This is a genomic window from Salinibacterium amurskyense, assembly GCF_002797685.1.
In the GTDB taxonomy this organism is placed as follows: Bacteria; Actinomycetota; Actinomycetes; order Actinomycetales; family Microbacteriaceae; genus Rhodoglobus; species Rhodoglobus amurskyensis.
Genome location: NZ_PGFH01000002.1, coordinates 125,530 through 141,377, shown reverse-complemented (window position 1 = coordinate 141,377; position 15,848 = coordinate 125,530). Strand labels below are relative to the sequence as shown.

Below are 15,848 nucleotides of genomic sequence, written 5' to 3'. Positions count from 1 at the left end.
CGTTAAAGAGTGAAGCCCCGGGAGACCGTGAGGTCTGCCGGGGCTTCAGGAATCTTGTGAGGCGTTAGCTCAGTAAGTTTTTACTGGCAGCTGTCGCACTGCAGAAGATCCATTGGGTCGACGGGAATTGCGTATCCGCCAACAGTGTCGTTTTCGTTATCCATTCGATCCTCCTTAAAGTCTTCTCGAAGTTTGCCGACGGTTTGTCGGAGATTTCACTATATATGGGTAATGACACCCATGTCATTACCCCAGATGTAGTGTCTCGGCGTGTCGGCTAACTTTTTTTAAAACTACCCGCAGCCACTGACATTTCTGCGCCAGAGCACACCGGCCGAGCCTTCCGATACCGATGAAAAACTCAACAGCGTAGTGCACAATGGGTCAACCAATCGCGGAAAGGCACCTCATGGATTCGACCAACACCCTTCCCCCCATTGAGCGCTGGTGGCCAGAACTGAGCATCGAAGCCAAGCATTCGCTGAAAGAAGATCTCCACGGCGAGATCAACGACTCGGTACTCCAAGAGATCGCGACGCTGACGAACACCGATGCAGCAAACGCACCCCAACGCCTCGGCGACGACGAGCGGGATTACATCGCGACTCAAACTGAGATCGTTGACTAGGGCACAAGATACCGCTCCGGCAATGTGATGGATTCGTTCACCGCGTCCGCCGCTGCGCCGCAGAGCGAACCCCACCTCCGGCCATGGCAACCCACTGATGCTGGCGCGCTGCTCGACGCCTACCGGTCGACGCCTGATTTAGGCATCCAATTGGGTTCGCCCACTTTGTTCTCAGAAGCGCGTGCTCGAGACTTCATCGCTGCCGATCTCGGACGCGGTAATACGCACCTCAATTGGGCGATCGTGGATGGCGCTTGTGCTGTCGGCAACATGGGGATTTCGAGCATCGACCGACGACACGACACTGCGTGGCTGTACTACTGGCTCGCTGCTTCTGGTCGCGGGAGAGGGTTGGCCACTCGCGCTCTCGCTACGGCCGCCGAGTGGGCTTTCGATGAGGGGTTATTCCGCCTCGAGTTAGGTCACCGAGTCAACAACCCTGCGTCGTGCGTCGTCGCCACTCGAGCAGGCTTCGCCCCAGAGGGCGTCCAACGACTGAAGCTGCGCTACGGCGGTGAGCGCTTCGACGTGGAATTACACGCTCGGTTGCGCACCGACGATGAGGTGCCTGTGCTCTTGTTGCCGCTCACGACATAGTTCACAAGAATCGTGCTCCGCCTGCGGATCGCACGTCTCTAGACTGATGCCATGCTGGCCCCCGACGACCTCGTGTGGCTCGATCTGCCGTTCTTTCGAACTACACTTCCGCGCGTCATCCGCCGCACGATTCGTCGCGCTGTACGACGCGAAGAACTCTGGAACGGCAATGTCGAAGCGCCGCTGCACACTTTCTTCACCGATCGCGAGCACGTAGTGAAATAGGCGATAGCAACCCGCCACGCACTAGGTCAGCTAGGCCTTGCCCTCGACCTCGCGGGTGACGGCAAGGTATTGCTGGTCATACAGCTGAGCGGGGTGGGCTCCCGCAGGGTATTCGCCTGCCCAACGATAGGACAGCGGGTCGTCATAAATCGTGTACCAGCCGCAACTACATACGTAGAGTCCCTGATTCTTGGCGACATTGAACTGTTCGTAGTGTTCCGGCGTTCCTACATCGATGTGGTGCTCTGCGTACACACGTCTGAGCGCTTCGAACCCGGACGTGAGTTGGGGACGTTGCGCGAGCGCATCCACTCCACTCGGGGTAATCACGAGTTCCTGACCGTGCTTCTCGGCGAAACCTTTATCGAGCAGCGCGACGATGCCTTCGCGACATTTACTCTCATCACCCCACCACCCTCTTCCTTCTAACAGCCCGTCTGGTGTGAATCTGACGGGCGCTCGGAGTTGCAGCAGCCACAGCGCCCGCAGGTCTTGGTCTTCCCTGTCGAGATCGTTTCTCAGCCCTTGCAGTTCGGTGCGAGTCGTGGGCTTGAAAGCCGCCGCTTCGGGCGACCTGAGCGCGCGCCATCCGGTGCGCGACGGCGAGAGAATCTTTCCCAAAGGAAGGTGCTGATCCACGAACCGTCCTGTTGGCGTGCCCGGGGATGTTATAAGAAAGCCCTCTGCGATCAGCCTGATTGCGGCACTGTGGTTGCCGGTTCCCAAAGGGGTATCGACGAAAGAAAGGGAGTGCCCCTCGTCATTCTCCCGCAACACCGCGCGATTGATTGAGCACTGCCAGAGCGTCTTCCACTCCAGACTGCTCAGGTCGTCGGTGTTGAGGCGGCTCGAAAGAAAAGGAAACGTCACACTCAATTATTGCTGTGCTAGTGATGCTCATCCAGAGCACGTGCGCCCCCCAAAAGGGCTGGGCTCACCGGCGAGTCAGCGGTTCAGCGCTTCAGAGCTCCAGAGCTCCAGAGCTTCAGAGCTTCAGCCGTTCAACGCCACAGAGCCTGCGCGACTACTCCCCGCGCCAGGTTGCCGGCACGATTGTCCAGATCACTTCGGCGCCGAGTTCGGCATCCGCTTCCCAGTTGTGAGGTTCGCGGCCGGGGAACGTGAGCGAGTCACCCGCGGCGAGGGGAATCTCTCGATCCACGAAACGCGCGGTGACGGCACCTGAGATCACGTGCAGCACTTCTACTTCGCAACTGATTGTGTAGAAGGCATCGCCACCGTTGGCACCGGGCTGCATGTGGGTGCGAATGACTTGAACACGAGATTCGTTGCGCGGCGAGATGAGCCGCTCATCCACTCCTTGGCCGCCGAGATTGATGTGTGGGGCATCCGCTAAAGAAATTTTTACCGCTTCAGGCTCAGCGAAAAGTGACCCGATTTCGAGCGACAGAACTTGGCAGAGCTGCACGAGAGTGGCGACGCTGGGCGAGGTCTCGTCGCGCTCGAGGCGGCTCAAAAAACCCTTAGTTAGCCCCGCAGAAGTGGCGATCTGCTCGAGAGTGAAGCCTTGCGCTTTGCGGGCACTGCGGATGCGCGCTCCGATGGCGAGCGCTTCGGCACTGGGTGAGGGCGACAACGGTCTCATGGCTCTACTCCATCACTGATCAGGGTTGACGACGCGCACCTCGGGGTTTACTGTGAGTTCACGTTTACTGCTGATTATCGAAAGTTTACTATGACGAAACCTATTGTTGGCCCGGTCGATGCAAGTATTGTCCCTCGCTTTGCCGGTATCGCCACATTCGCTCGTCTGCCGCGCATCGAAGATGTTGAACACACCGACATCGCGATCGTCGGAATCCCTTTCGATAGCGGAGTGAGCTACCGCCCCGGCGCCCGCTTCGGCCCGGCCCACGTGCGTGAAGCATCACGACTGCTGCGCCCCTACAACCCCGCGCAAGATGTCTCGCCCTTCGCCGCTCAGCAAGTGTCGGATGCCGGCGACATTGCCGCGAACCCCTTCAGCATCGACGACGCCATCCTCGAAATCGAGGCGGCTGCCCTCGACCTCGCAACCCGCGCTGACCGCATCCTCACGATCGGGGGCGACCACACCATCGCACTGCCCCTCTTGCGTGCCGTCACCAAGAAGCACGGCCCCGTCGCCGTGCTCCACTTCGACGCTCACCTTGACACGTGGGACACCTACTTCGGGGCGCCGGTCACTCACGGCACACCGTTCCGCCGCGCATCCGAAGAAGGTCTCATCGACCTGACCGCGAGCATGCACGTCGGCACCCGCGGCCCGCTCTACAGCGCCGAAGACCTCACCGACGACAGCCGCCTCGGCTTCGCGGTCGTCACGAGCGAGAACATCGAAGAAGACGGAGTAGCCGTCGCGATCGAACGCATCCGCGAGCGCATCGGCGACAAGCCGCTCTACATCTCCATTGACATCGACGTGCTCGACCCAGCCCACGCGCCCGGCACCGGAACCCCCGAAGCCGGCGGACTCACAAGCCGCGAATTGCTGCGCATTCTTCGCGCCCTCGCCGACAAGAACATTGTGGGCGCCGACGTTGTCGAAGTCGCCCCCGCCTACGACCACGCGCAACTCACGGCCGTGGCCGCGAGCCACGTCGCCTACGAACTGCTGAGCGCGATGGCTCCCCGCGATACCAAGAACTCGACCGAACAGCCCGAGAGCTAGAGGAGCACACCATGAGCACGACAACACCGCACGAGGATGACGTGCTCAGCGCAGCATCCGCCATCGTCGATGCCTTTGCAGCCACCGACGGCGACCGCTATTTTCGCGGCTTCGCGCCCGAAGCGACCTTCATCTTTCACACCGAACCCGCTCGCCTGAACGACCGCGCCGAATACGAGCGCCTGTGGGCCAGCTGGGTTGAGGGCGGCTGGAAAGTACTCGAGTGCGAGTCATCGGATGCCGCAGTGCAGTCGTTCCCCGGCGGCGCTGTCTTCAGCCACAACGTTTTCACTCGCGTCGACACCGGCGATGGCGAAGATGCGTACCGCGAGCGCGAAACCATCGTGTTCCGCCTCGACAACGACCAGCTAGTGGCCGTGCACGAGCACTTGTCGCCCGTGCCCGACGACGCCGCCTCTGCCGCGGAATAGCTCACTCACTACCCGATCACTCACCCCAAACCGCACCCTACTGAGGAGACTGCAGCAATGTCGCTCTATTCCCGTCTAAGCAAACACACCCAAGATCAGTCCGATGGCGGCAAGCCCGTCAAGGGCACCTACTCACTGCTGCGTATCGGAATGATCTGGCTCGCAGCCAACCTCGTCGTCACGACGCTGCTCACGGGAACTCTCTTCGTTCCTGGCGTCGACTTCGCGACCGCGTTCCTCATGATCGTGCTGGGAACCCTCGGCGGAGCCATCGTGCTCACCGCCATCGGCGCTATCGGAACTCGCACCGGGCTACCGACCATGGCCATTACTCGCGGCGCGTTCGGAACGCGCGGCAGCCTGCTACCCGTCACCGCCAACGTGATCGTGCTTATGGGTTGGAGCTGGGTTCAGGCGATGCTGGCAGGCGTCACCGTCAACTTCTTGGTGGAGAACGCGACGGGGTACTCGAACCCCATCCTGTTCTCCGTGCTCTGCCAAAGCATCGTCGTGATCCTCGCGATCCTGGGCCACGAAGGCATCTCCAAGATTGAGCCGTGGTTCGCTGTGCTCATCCTCGGCATCATCGCGTGGGTCTTCATTACCGCGTTCACCGCATTCGACCTCAATGACTTCCAGGCCGTCGCCCCCGACGAGAGCCTCGGCTTCACGCCGATCATTGTGCTCGATATCGTGATCGCCACCGCCATCTCGTGGACGGTGCTGTCGGCCGACTTCAACCGTTTCGCTCGCACCACCAAGGCTGGCGTGATCGGCTCGGGCATCGGCTACACCGTCTCGACCGTTGTCGCGATGACGCTTGGTCTCACCGCTTTCGTCTACGTGGTCCTCAAGGGCGACGAAGCGGCCGCGTTCGACCCCACCACGATTGTCGGCGCCTTCGGTGCACCGCTCGCAATCATCATCTTCCTCTCGGTGATGGCCACGAACACGATGGTCGTCTACGGAATGGTGACTTCGGTCGTCAACGCCAAGGTCAACAGCAAGGCGAAATTCTTGCCGACCGCGCTCATCCTGGGTGGCATCTCGATCATCGGCTCAACGTGGCTGCAGTTGCTCAACCAGTTCACCGACTTCCTTGTCGTCATCGGTGCGTTCTTCGTTCCGGTGTTCGCGATCATGATTGTCGATTACTACATCGTGAAGCGCGGCGCCTACACAAAGGACATCCTCGAAGCTCGCGGCGGTCGCTACTGGTACAAGGCCGGCATCAACTGGTTCGCTGTCGCCATCTGGGTCATCGGTGCCGTCATGTCGTACGTCTGGGCTTACGTGTGGCCGCTGCCGATCGGTGCCACGATCCCCGCGTTCGTTCTCACCTTCGTGCTTTATCTTGCAGTCATGCTTCCCGAACGAAAGCGTCACGAAGCCGTTCGCAGCCAGCACCTTGCCGACACTACGGATGCCGATGCTGCGGATGCCGCCGCCAGCACCGTCGCCTAACTCGGCCTAAGCCTCACCAGGAATCAGGTACCCCATGCGCGAATTGAGCCACCCCATCACCAGTGGAATGCAGGTTTACCCCGGTGACCCTGCGGTCTCAATCGAAAGCGCACTCAGCGTGGAGCAGGATGGCGTCGACGTCAGCCTGCTCCACCTGGGATCACACACGGGCACCCACCTCGATGCCCCCTCGCACACCGTCGCAGGTGGCCGCACGACCGCAGCCATCAGTCTCGACGAACTTGTGGGCGATGCGCTTATCGTGCACCTCGCCGAGCAACGCGCTCACGCGAACTATGGCCTCGCCGAGATCACGGAAGCATTGGGCGAGATTCCCGCCGCCGTGCCCGCGATCGTCATCATCAACACCGGTTGGGCGCAGCACTTCGGCTCCGACGAAGCCTTGAACCATCCTTCACTAGCTCCGGATGCCGCGGCCGAGCTCTGGAGTCGTGGCATGCGATTGCTCGCCGTCGACACTCTCAGCCCCGACCCCACTGGCGAAGGCTCCACCGATTTTCCTGTTCACGAAATTGTCTTGGGAGACGACGGCCTGATCGTCGAGAACATCACTGGGCTTGAAGGGCTGCCTGAGCGAGTGCGCATTGGCTTCTTCCCGTTGGCGATCGATGCCGATGGTGCCCCCGTGCGCGCGGTCGTTCTCGACGACTAGCGCCTCAATTGTCAGGCGCGACTGCTTCACTACCCACATGGATGACGCAGCGTTCGACACTGACGGGTATGACACTGACGGCTACGACTCAGACTTCCTAGGCGTAGCTGTTCCGTTCCCTTCGCTTGCGGCTGCGGCTGCGACGGCCGCCGCGCCCGCTGTAGCGAATCGCGAACTCGCGTACACCCACTTCTCGGTGAGCTTGAATCCGTCACGCGGGCTCGCTACCGCAACCGGCGTGAACATCGATGGTGCCCAGCTGGTGAACGTTGGTCGGGGCAATGACTGGCACCTTGATCCGCGCATCCCGGAACACGAACAAACCGGCGAAGCCGTCTACGCCCGCAACGACCTTGATCGCGGGCACCTCGTGCGCCGCCGCGACCCGGTGTGGGGCGATGGGGCAACGGCGGCTCGCGCCAACTACGACACCTTTGCCTTTACAAACGCTGCACCTCAGGCCGCTGGATTCAACCAATCGAAGGAACTGTGGTTGGGGCTCGAAGATCACGTGCTGGAGTACGCGCGAGCGAACCGGAACCGCATCAGCGTCTTCACAGCACCCGTGCTGGGGGACGACGATCCGCTCTATCGGGGCGTCGGCATCCCGCAACTGTTCTGGAAGATCGCGGCGTGGACAACGGCGAGCGACACTGGCCAAGCTGATGACGCTGACGAAGCTACTGACGCCCGTATTGAGCTTCGAGCCGCCGGGTTCCTCCTCGACCAACGACCGCAACTCTCCGACATCGACCTCGATGAGGCCCGTGCCCTGGCTCTCGCCAACGACGCTCCCCCGCCGCTCGGCCCCTTCCGCACCTTCCAAGTTCCCATTGCGGATATCGCCGAGGTCACCGGGCTCGATCTCGGCGCCCTCATCGGCGCGGATGCGCTCACTCCCGTTGAGGCTGCCACCGACGCAGCGCGACCCGAGGCTCGTTGGGTCGAGCTGCTCGAACCCGCTGCGATTCGCCTGTAGCACCGGTTCGGAGCGCCATTTGCTAGTCTGCGACTCTGCCACTGGGGCAGTGCTGCAGTCTCGCTACGGCATCCGAGAGGGTTCGAATGTATTCACCGATTGTGTTCGACTACTGGTTGCCGTCGTACGAACGCGAGCCCGCTTTCGACGCCCTGTACGTGGTGCGGGTCGCTGATTCGCTGCCCACAAACACCGCCGTTACTCTGCTCGATGTTGCAGTGGGGCCGAGCATCGTGAGCCTCGTGACGTCATTTGCCGAGCGTCTTGATTTCACCGACGGGCAACGGATTACGAGCGACCAGCTGCGCTCCGAACTTGACGCCGCCGGCGTCGCGCTCAATGGCACCGATCGACTTTTCTACCTCCCGCGGCATGCCCAAGAGTCGCTGCGCGCCGAGGTCACCCCGGAGTCAACACGTCCGCTGACCGAGGCGGATGCCGCAGCGTTTGAACAGTTCACGGCGGCGATCCCCGAGAACGAGCTCGACGAAGCGTTTGTGGAACTTGATCACTGGCTTGTGTACGGAACCTTCGCGGATGATCGGCTCGTCGCCGCTTCGAGCATGTACCCGTGGCGCGGCTCGCAGCTGGCCGATCTCGGCATCATCACCTTGCCCGAGTACCGAGGTCAGGGATTCGCGACCCAGACCGTGCGCGCCATCAGCGCACGTGCTCTCGCGGACGGCTACGAACCGCAATACCGCTGCCAGCTCGGCAACGATGGGTCGTCGGCGGTGGCGCTCGCTGCTGGCTTCACCCTGTTCGGGCAGTGGGATGTTGTGCCGCTCAATGACTGAGCTGCTCAGCGACTAAGAGACTCGACGGCTGAGACGCTCAACAACTAAGCGTCCGTGCTCGTGCGAAGCAGCAAGGCTACGCGCTAGCGGCCGGAGATGTCTGCGATGGCGTCCGCGAGATCCGGATGCTCGAACGTGAAGCCCGCCTCGGTGAGAGTTCCGGGCACGACCCAGCGGCTCTTGAGGATGAGTTCGGGTTCGGTTCCGAGCACCCCCATGGCAGGCTCGAGCATCCATCGCCAGGCAGGCAAGCCAAACGGTGCACCGACCGCTTTACGCAGGATGCCCATGAGCGTGCGGTTGTCGGAGGGGTGGGGGCTCGCGAGGTTGACGGGCCCGGCAATCGTGTCGGTGTCGCGCAGGAATCGGATCGCGCTGACCACATCGTCGAGGTGAATCCAGCTGAACTTTTGGCGCCCGCCGGTCTTATGACCTTCGGCGCGGCCGCTGCCGGTAGGTGTCGGGCCGATGCCGCGGTAACGGTTGTGGCCGAACCACCAACCGTCGATTTGGGGGCCGCCGAGTCCGATCCGCGCAAGCCGGAGCAACAGGTTTGTGGCCGGGCCATCACCGAGCACGATCGCCATGCGGAGGGCAACGCGGCGCGTGTGCGGCAGGTCGCCTTCGAAGAATTCGTTCTCCCAGTTGCGGGCAACATCCACCGAAAACCCTTTGCCGAGTTCGCCGTTGTCGTCGCTGTTGGGGCGGTCAGTCGAGTGACGGTAGATCGTGGCGGTTGAGGCGTTCATCCAGATGGCGGGCGGGGCGGATGCCGCGGCGACCGCCTCGCGCAGTGCCCGCGTTGTTTCCACTCGCGAGCGCAGGATCTCGTTGCGGTTCTTGTCGTTGTAGCGGCAGTTCACGGATTTGCCGGCGAGGTTCACGACGATCGCCGAGCCATCGATGAGCCGGGCGATAGCTGCGGGGTCGTCCCACGTGACGGCGGCGCTGCGGCCAATAAACCGCACGTCGTAGCCGTCTTCGCGAAAGGCGTCGGCGATCGCTGGCCCGACGAAGCCGCTGGCTCCGGCGATTACCGCGATGGGCTGCGCTGCGCTTGAATGTGTTGCTGGCGCTTCTGTCGCTGGTTGTGCCGCTACCGGTTCCGCTGCCATGACGCCCCCATCAGACTGAAGTTTTCTCAGTCCAGTCTATCGAGCGGATGACGATCACTAGTTGCGCCTCTTGACCCACCTTCCCACTCTGGGTATATTTCCAATATGACTGAAACTTCGTTTTGGATTCTCACCGCCCTCTCCGCCGGAGCGCGCCACGGCTACGCCATCCTGAACGAGGTGGCCGAGCTCAGCGAAGGCGCGATAAAGCTGCGGGTGACGACCCTCTACGCCTCGCTTGAAAGACTCGAACGGCAGTCTCACGTTCGAGTTACCGGTGACGAGATCGTTGAGGGCCGCGCCCGTCGCTACTACGAGATCACCGATGATGGTCGAGCCCAGCTGGAGGCTGAAGCCGAGCGCCTCGCTCAACGCGCGGCCGTTGCCCAGGCGCGGATCGCGGCACAAACCACCCCCGCGCGCCCCGTAGCAGCGCGCCCCGCCTCCACACCAGGGACGGCGTTCTCGCCTATGGCCAATACGGCGGCCCCGGCGTGAACACTCTTCGCCGCAGCCGCTACCAACGACTACTACGGTGGTACCCCGCAGCGTGGCGGCGCGCCAATGGCCAACTGATGCTCGACACTCTCGAGCAGGCGGCGGATGCCCACGAACGCGCCCTGCCATCGCTCAGCGAAGCGTGGTCGATCCGCGCTCACGGTCTCGTTGAACGCGCGACTCCCGCCACCATCGCAGTGATCGCCGGACTAGCCCTCGCCCTCAGCGCGGTCCCCATGGTGGCATTGTGGGCCGGCGGTTTCAATTCATCACCTTGGTTGCTCGCGCTCACGTTAGGCGCCCAGTACAGTGGCGCTCTTGTCGCCTCAATCGCCGCCGGCGCCCTGCTGCTGCGTACCAGCCTCATCCTGGCCGAGCATGCCCTGTATGCGGCAACCGCCGCCGTCCCCGCCTGGACCTTCGGCGCGCTCATGGCAGCGTCCTGGAGCGTCGGGTTCGACGAAGCGGATGCGGGAACTGGCATGTCATGGTTCGGCAGCGCCACCTTACTGTTCGCATGCCTCGCGTGGTTCTTCGGAATCCTCGCGCTCCTGCCCCTCACCTTGGCAGCCTTCCGTCACTTGTCCACGCATTCCGTTCGGTGGGCGCTCGGCATAACGCTCGGAGCCATCGGCGCTCTCGCTGTGGGCATCATGTGCTTGCTACCCGCGGGGTCAATTCTGATTTCCGCCGCGGCGCTCCTCGTAGCAGGCCGTCTCATCCCGTCGACTCCTCGCGCCCCGCGAAGTCACCCGAGCCGCCCGGAGACGCGCAGACCGCTCTCGCCACGCCACCGCCGCCAGCTTGCGGTCGCGGCTGCAGCATCCGCGATCATCGGGCTCGGCTGCGTCGCCTTCGCACTCAGCGGAAGCTTGTGGGGCATCAACACTCTCGACGCGACAGAAGCCATGCGCATCGGGATCCTCGCCGGTTCCCTAGCATCAACAATCACGGTTGCCGCGAGCGCGGTCGCGCTCTTCGCTCGCGTCGGCCCGCCCGTTGTCGCGGCAGCAGCCGCCTTGACCGCCGCCCTCGTGATGGTTGCGCTCAGCTATTCGCTCCGTGACGGCGACCCCAACGGTTGGATGTTGTTAGTACTCTCCGGAATTGCGACAGGGGTTGCCGGTGGGCTTCTCTTCACACCCCTGTTGCCAGCGCGATGGTGGTTGCGTGCGCTACTCGTCGCAGGAATCGGCGCGGCAATCGCCGCGACAGTCGGCATCCTAGGAATCACCATGGCGACGTTCATTTCACCAGTCGTGGCCATCGTGCTCGCCGTGATGATGGCTCGCCGGCCACGCTCAACCCGCGCGACACACGAACTCGCGCCAGTCAACGCTGGTTAGGTCAGGCCGACGCCGCCTGGGACTCAGTTGAGGTCGCGGCGAGCACGAGTTCTCGCGCCAGCTTGATGCTCACCGAGAGGGTGTCGAGCGAGAGTTGCTGCGTGACGAGGGCGCCCTCGTGCAGCACCAAGAGTTGAGTGGCAAGCGTGTCGGGCGCCGAGCATCCTGCCGCCGCTGCGAGCTCGCGGAACAGGTCGATCAGCCACTGCTTTTCTTGCGTGGCGACGACGTGAGCGGGATGAGTCGGGTCGGGCAGTTCGGCGAGGGCGTTGATGAAGGCGCAGCCGCGCGGGTTGTTCTGGTTCCAGGTGCGCTGGGCTTCGAGAGGGGCGAGCACTGCCTCGATCGGAGACGCGGCGGCGGCGATTGTTTCGCGAACCAGCAGCTGCCAGCGCTGTTCACGCTCCTCGAGGTAGGCGACCACAAGCTGATCTTTGGAGCCAAACTGGTTGTAGAGGGTGCGCTTGGTCACACCCGAGTGCTCGGCGATGAGATCGACACCGACCGCCGTAATGCCGCGGCTATAGAAGAGCTCGCCGGCGGCATCCAAGATGCGGCGCCCTGCGGCCGTCATCGGTTTCGTCTCCGACATTCGACACTCCTTTACCGATCGGTGTACTGTAGGGATAGTTCACCGATCAGTATACCCACGAGGAGACACCCATGGACGTTCCCACCACCATGCGCGCCGTACAGCTCACCCAGCACGGAGGGCCCGAGGTTCTGCGCGTGACCGAGGTGGCAACCCCCACTCCCGGCGCTGGCGAAGTACTCGTGAAGGTGAGCGCCGCGGCCCTCAACAACACCGATCTTTGGACTCGCGAAGGCGAGTACGGTCTGCCGGGCCCTCGCGCCGGGTGGCGTGGTCCACTCGACTTCCCGCGCATCCAGGGCGCTGACGTCGCTGGCTATGTCGCCGCCGTGGGCGACGGCGTCGACGTGAGCATCCTCGGTTCGCGCGTCGTGATCGACCCCGCTGTCTACGATGCGGACCAGCCGGATGCCAACATCACCGGGCTCATGGGAAGCGAACGCGATGGCGGCTACGCCGAGTACGTGATCGCACCGGCCGACCGCATCCATGACGTGACCGAGTCGCCCCTCAGCGACGACCAGCTCGCCGCCCTTCCTATCTCGTACGGCACCGCACTCGGCATGATCGAACGCGGCCGGCTGCAGTCAGGCGAAACCGTGCTGGTCTCCGGGGCATCCGGTGGTGTCGGTGTTGCTCTCGTGCAGCTCGCACGCGCTCGCGGTGCTCGCGTGATCGCGATCAGCAGTGGTTCCAAGATTCAGGCGGTTCTGGATGCCGGTGCTGACGTTGCTGTCGACCGCGCGACCGACATCGCCGAGCAGGTGCGCGCGGCCGCCCCCAATGGCATTGATGTCGTTCTCGATGTTGTCGCCGGAGACCTCGTTCACGACGGACTCCCTCTGTTGCGCAAGGCCGGCCGCTGGGTCGTTGCCGGAGCCCTCGGCGGTCACACGATCGGCTTCGATGTGCGCGACCTGTACCTGCACAATCTGCAACTCATCGGCTCCACGATGCACACGCCCGAGCACTTCGAGCTACTCATGGGCATGGCTCGACGGGGCGAGATCACACCTCTCGTCGCCGCGACGTTCCCGCTCGCGCAGGCTGCCGAAGCCCAGGAAGAGCTCGCTCGGCGGGCGCACGTCGGCAAGATTGTTCTGCACCCTTGAGCTGACGCGCAGATCAACTTCGTGTTCCTGCCCCGGCAGACGATCCCGCGTCATTTAGGCTGAACGCAACGGTCTGAGCGACCGAATGCAGTCAAGAGGATTCCGCCCATGACCACCACCCCTGAGTACGTTCCCACCATCGTTTTGTCGAAGGCTTCGGCAGGCGGCGACCACGAGAAGCCGGAGCTCACGGCGCTCATTCATGGGCTCGAAGCATCCATGAAATCGGCCATCGAAGCGACCGGTGCGCGCGTCATCAGCGTTGAAGGCTTTACCGCCGCTGACGTGGATGCTGCGCTCAGCCAGGCAGACGGCGTCGTGCTTCTCGGCGGTGGCGACGTTGACCCCGACGAGTATGGAGCGACCGAGCGTCATCCGAAGCTCTACAACATCGACCGCACCACCGACCGCGTCGACATCGAACTCGTGAACCAGGCCACCGAACGTCGCCTCCCGCTGCTCGCCATCTGCCGCGGGATGCACATCGTGAACGTGGCGCGCGGCGGAACGCTCATCCAGCACCTCGAGCCGAGCGCTGTCGTGCACAGCGGCGGCGGAGTCGACGCGATGGTCGACCACGACGTGACGCTGGAGCCCGCTTCGCAACTCTCGGAGCTGTACGGCGACGGCACGATGACGATTCGTTCCGGCCATCACCAAGCGGTGGATGTCGTGGGCGCCGGCCTCACCGCCACCGGTCGCGCGGCGGACGGCGTGGTCGAAGCGGTGGAAAGCACCGACCCCACTTCTCCTTTGATTGCTGTGCAGTGGCATCCCGAAGACGACAAGGCGAGCGAACGCGACCGCGAACTGCTCTTCGGCTGGCTCACCACGCAGGCGCGTGAATTTCACGCACGCCAGAGCGAAGTAGCCATTTAGCGCTCAGCCGCCAACTCGTCGGGGGAGCCTCGCGCAGATCGCCTATCGCCTATCGCCTATCGCGTATCGCGTATCGCGTATCGCGTATCGCGTATCGCCTCAAAGCTGAAGCATCCTTGCGATTGGATGCGCGGGGTGCAACCCTGAGAGCATGCGCAAACTAGCTCTCGCCCTTCTTGCCGCTGGCGCTGCGCTGACTCTTGCGGGCTGCACCGCGACCGCTGAACCTCAGTTCGCGCCCCCCAGCGGGTCACCGGCCGAATTTCCGGCCTGGGTGGGTGAGGACTTTGCAGACGAATATTCCGACCTCACTCTTGTCAGCGGGGGGATCGCAGAAGCCGGGGATGATCTCATTTACTCCGCACGCGATAACAAAGACAACGTGTGCGTAGTCGTCGTGGTCCCTCCTACCGACGGCGGGAATGGGGGCGATTGGTTCGTCTCTGCCGGCTGCGGACCGACCGCAATCTTCGCAGAGAATGGCGCGAGGGTCTCATACAGCGGCACGGGCGGCCGCAGCGGCGGAGCTCACCTACTCCCACCCGGCTTCGACGAACCTCTCGAAGCCGGATGGTCGCGCGTAAGTCCGCAGCTAGCGATCAGGGACTAACGAACCGCCATTGCGGCGCGAACGCCCTCGTTGACGATTTCGCCGTTGGCGACGTTGAGTCCGCGAGCAAGTGCCGGCGAGGCGGCAGCGGCTGCGTCCCAGCCGTGGTTCGCGATGGCGACCACGAACGGCAACGTGGCGTTGCTGAGCGCGCGGGTCGAGGTGCGAGGAACAGCGCCGGGCATGTTGGCAACGCAGTAGTAGAGCGAGTTGTGAACGGTGAAGGTGGGGTCGTCGTAGGTCGTGGCGTGGGAGCCTTCGAAGCATCCGCCCTGGTCGATCGCGATGTCGACGAGCACGGAACCGGGCTTCATCGATGCCACCATTTCGTCGGTGACGAGCTTGGGAGCTGCGGCGCCGGGGATCAGCACCGAACCGATAACGAGGTCAGCCTCGAGAAGCTGCTCGGCGATTTCGTAGCGCGTTGAAACGCGGGTCTGAACCTCACCATTGAAGCGCACTTCGAGCGCACGAAGACGCGGAAGCGAGATGTCGATGATCGTCACGCTGGCGCCCAGACCGAGAGCGTTCGCTGCGGCGTGCTCACCAGCAACACCGCCACCGATCACGACGACCTTGGCCTTGGGAGTTCCGGCAACTCCACCGAGCAGCTGGCCACTGCCACCCTCGGCCTTGAGCAGAGCGTGGGCGCCAGCGACGATGGAGAGTCGACCAGCGACCTCACTCATCGGGGCAAGAAGAGGAAGCGAACGGTCGTCGCCCTGAACAGTCTCGTAGGCGATCGCGGTGGTTCCCGAAGCAACGAGGGCTTCAGTCAGCGCGCGGTCGGCAGCGAGGTGCAAGTAGGTGAAAAGAACGAGGTCTTTGCGAAAATAGCCGTACTCCGAAGCGATCGGCTCTTTGACCTTCACAACGAGGTCGGCGGATGCCCATACCTCGTCAGCGTCGGCGACGATCTGTGCGCCTGCTGCCGCGTATAGCTCATCCGTGAAGCCGCTGCCAAGACCGGCACCCGACTGAATGGTGACCGCGTGCCCGCCAGCTACCAAGGTGTCGACGCCCGCCGGGGTTATCGCAACACGATTTTCGTTGTTCTTGATTTCAGCAGGCACAGAAATGCGCATCGACTTACCTTTCGCAGCGGAGTGGAGTTGCTCAACCCTGTCAGAAATTCTGTCTTTTGTGGAAAAGTCAGAATTTTGATCGGAAACTAGTGTGCTGGAGCCCAAATCCGTGCCAAAATTGCGCTGAATCTGCTTTCCAACCGAAG

General features: G+C 62.9%; 19 protein-coding genes. 14 read left to right on the top strand and 5 right to left on the bottom strand.

All coding sequences use genetic code 11. The features are described 5' to 3' along the window. The first annotated feature begins 409 nt into the window (after window positions 1–409). Genes CLV85_RS09840 through CLV85_RS09830 form a run of 3 tightly spaced genes read left to right on the top strand, consistent with a single transcriptional unit; the run spans window position 410 to window position 1,450 of the window. Window positions 410–628 carry a hypothetical protein gene (locus CLV85_RS09840; protein WP_100389460.1) on the top strand — a complete coding sequence of 73 codons (219 nt, stop codon included), beginning with the start codon at window positions 410–412 and terminating at the stop codon, window positions 626–628. A 27-nt stretch (window positions 629–655) separates the two neighbouring features. Beyond that, on the top strand, window positions 656–1,225 hold the full coding sequence (locus tag CLV85_RS09835) for a GNAT family N-acetyltransferase (protein WP_100389459.1): 570 nt from the start codon (window positions 656–658) through the stop codon (window positions 1,223–1,225). Window positions 1,226–1,276: 51 nt separating this feature from the next. Continuing rightward, window positions 1,277–1,450, top strand: a complete 174-nt coding sequence (locus CLV85_RS09830) for a hypothetical protein (RefSeq protein WP_205030370.1) — start codon at window positions 1,277–1,279, stop codon at window positions 1,448–1,450. 30 nt (window positions 1,451–1,480) lie between these two features. On the opposite strand, the gene CLV85_RS09825 is transcribed toward CLV85_RS09830, so the two are convergent. Beyond that, on the bottom strand, window positions 1,481–2,320 hold the full coding sequence (locus CLV85_RS09825; RefSeq protein WP_100389458.1) for a hypothetical protein: 840 nt from the start codon (window positions 2,318–2,320) through the stop codon (window positions 1,481–1,483). Between the two features lie 154 nt (window positions 2,321–2,474). After that, the gene (locus CLV85_RS09820) at window positions 2,475–3,056 is read right to left on the bottom strand and encodes a helix-turn-helix domain-containing protein (protein WP_100389457.1); all 582 of its coding nucleotides are present in this window, start codon (window positions 3,054–3,056) and stop codon (window positions 2,475–2,477) included. Between the two features lie 90 nt (window positions 3,057–3,146). Between CLV85_RS09820 and speB the strand changes: the two genes are divergently transcribed. The 6 genes from speB (at window position 3,147) to CLV85_RS09790 (ending at window position 8,465) form a co-directional block, all read left to right on the top strand. Beyond that, the gene (gene speB, locus CLV85_RS09815) at window positions 3,147–4,121 is read left to right on the top strand and encodes an agmatinase (protein WP_100389456.1); all 975 of its coding nucleotides are present in this window, start codon (window positions 3,147–3,149) and stop codon (window positions 4,119–4,121) included. An 11-nt stretch (window positions 4,122–4,132) separates the two neighbouring features. Next, on the top strand, window positions 4,133–4,552 hold the full coding sequence (locus tag CLV85_RS09810) for a YybH family protein (RefSeq protein WP_100389455.1): 420 nt from the start codon (window positions 4,133–4,135) through the stop codon (window positions 4,550–4,552). 57 nt (window positions 4,553–4,609) lie between these two features. Then, window positions 4,610–6,016, top strand: coding sequence for a purine-cytosine permease family protein (locus CLV85_RS09805; RefSeq protein WP_100389454.1), 1,407 nt, complete (start codon window positions 4,610–4,612; stop codon window positions 6,014–6,016). Between the two features lie 34 nt (window positions 6,017–6,050). Beyond that, entirely contained in the window at window positions 6,051–6,689 is a 639-nt protein-coding gene (locus CLV85_RS09800; protein ID WP_100389453.1) for a cyclase family protein, read from the top strand. A 37-nt stretch (window positions 6,690–6,726) separates the two neighbouring features. Next, complete coding sequence (locus CLV85_RS09795) at window positions 6,727–7,668, top strand: DNA/RNA non-specific endonuclease (protein ID WP_100389452.1); 942 nt, start codon at window positions 6,727–6,729, stop codon at window positions 7,666–7,668. An 86-nt stretch (window positions 7,669–7,754) separates the two neighbouring features. After that, window positions 7,755–8,465, top strand: coding sequence for a GNAT family N-acetyltransferase (locus CLV85_RS09790; RefSeq protein WP_100389451.1), 711 nt, complete (start codon window positions 7,755–7,757; stop codon window positions 8,463–8,465). A gap of 83 nt (window positions 8,466–8,548) precedes the next feature. Here the strand turns inward: CLV85_RS09790 and CLV85_RS09785 are convergent, their stop codons facing one another. Then, window positions 8,549–9,580, bottom strand: coding sequence for an epimerase (locus CLV85_RS09785; RefSeq protein WP_189621927.1), 1,032 nt, complete (start codon window positions 9,578–9,580; stop codon window positions 8,549–8,551). Window positions 9,581–9,685: 105 nt separating this feature from the next. On the opposite strand from CLV85_RS09785, the gene CLV85_RS09780 reads away from it, so the two are divergent. Together CLV85_RS09780 and CLV85_RS09775 are read left to right on the top strand one after the other, a co-directional pair. Then, on the top strand, window positions 9,686–10,078 hold the full coding sequence (locus tag CLV85_RS09780) for a PadR family transcriptional regulator (protein WP_100389450.1): 393 nt from the start codon (window positions 9,686–9,688) through the stop codon (window positions 10,076–10,078). Then, window positions 10,075–11,424 (top strand): hypothetical protein, encoded by a 1,350-nt coding sequence (locus CLV85_RS09775; protein ID WP_147433366.1) that lies wholly within the window; start codon window positions 10,075–10,077, stop codon window positions 11,422–11,424. Before CLV85_RS09780 ends, CLV85_RS09775 begins: the two co-directional genes overlap by 4 nt. 1 nt (window position 11,425) lies before the next feature. Here CLV85_RS09775 and CLV85_RS09770 read toward each other — a convergent pair whose 3' ends face one another. Continuing rightward, window positions 11,426–12,016: a TetR/AcrR family transcriptional regulator gene (locus CLV85_RS09770; RefSeq protein WP_100389448.1), complete on the bottom strand. Its 591-nt coding sequence runs from the start codon at window positions 12,014–12,016 to the stop codon at window positions 11,426–11,428. A gap of 71 nt (window positions 12,017–12,087) precedes the next feature. Here CLV85_RS09770 and CLV85_RS09765 point away from each other — a divergent pair, with 71 nt between their 5' ends. The 3 genes from CLV85_RS09765 to CLV85_RS09755 all read left to right on the top strand — a co-directional run bounded on the left by CLV85_RS09765 (window position 12,088) and on the right by CLV85_RS09755 (window position 14,617). Then, complete coding sequence (locus CLV85_RS09765) at window positions 12,088–13,128, top strand: zinc-binding dehydrogenase (protein WP_100389447.1); 1,041 nt, start codon at window positions 12,088–12,090, stop codon at window positions 13,126–13,128. Window positions 13,129–13,236: 108 nt separating this feature from the next. Further along, the gene (locus CLV85_RS09760) at window positions 13,237–14,007 is read left to right on the top strand and encodes a gamma-glutamyl-gamma-aminobutyrate hydrolase family protein (protein WP_100389446.1); all 771 of its coding nucleotides are present in this window, start codon (window positions 13,237–13,239) and stop codon (window positions 14,005–14,007) included. A gap of 151 nt (window positions 14,008–14,158) precedes the next feature. Beyond that, complete coding sequence (locus CLV85_RS09755) at window positions 14,159–14,617, top strand: hypothetical protein (protein WP_100389445.1); 459 nt, start codon at window positions 14,159–14,161, stop codon at window positions 14,615–14,617. Here CLV85_RS09755 and ald read toward each other — a convergent pair. Then, entirely contained in the window at window positions 14,614–15,702 is a 1,089-nt protein-coding gene (gene ald, locus CLV85_RS09750; RefSeq protein ID WP_100389444.1) for an alanine dehydrogenase, read from the bottom strand. The two genes, CLV85_RS09755 and ald, sit on opposite strands and share 4 nt — an antisense overlap. Window positions 15,703–15,848 lie beyond the last annotated feature (146 nt).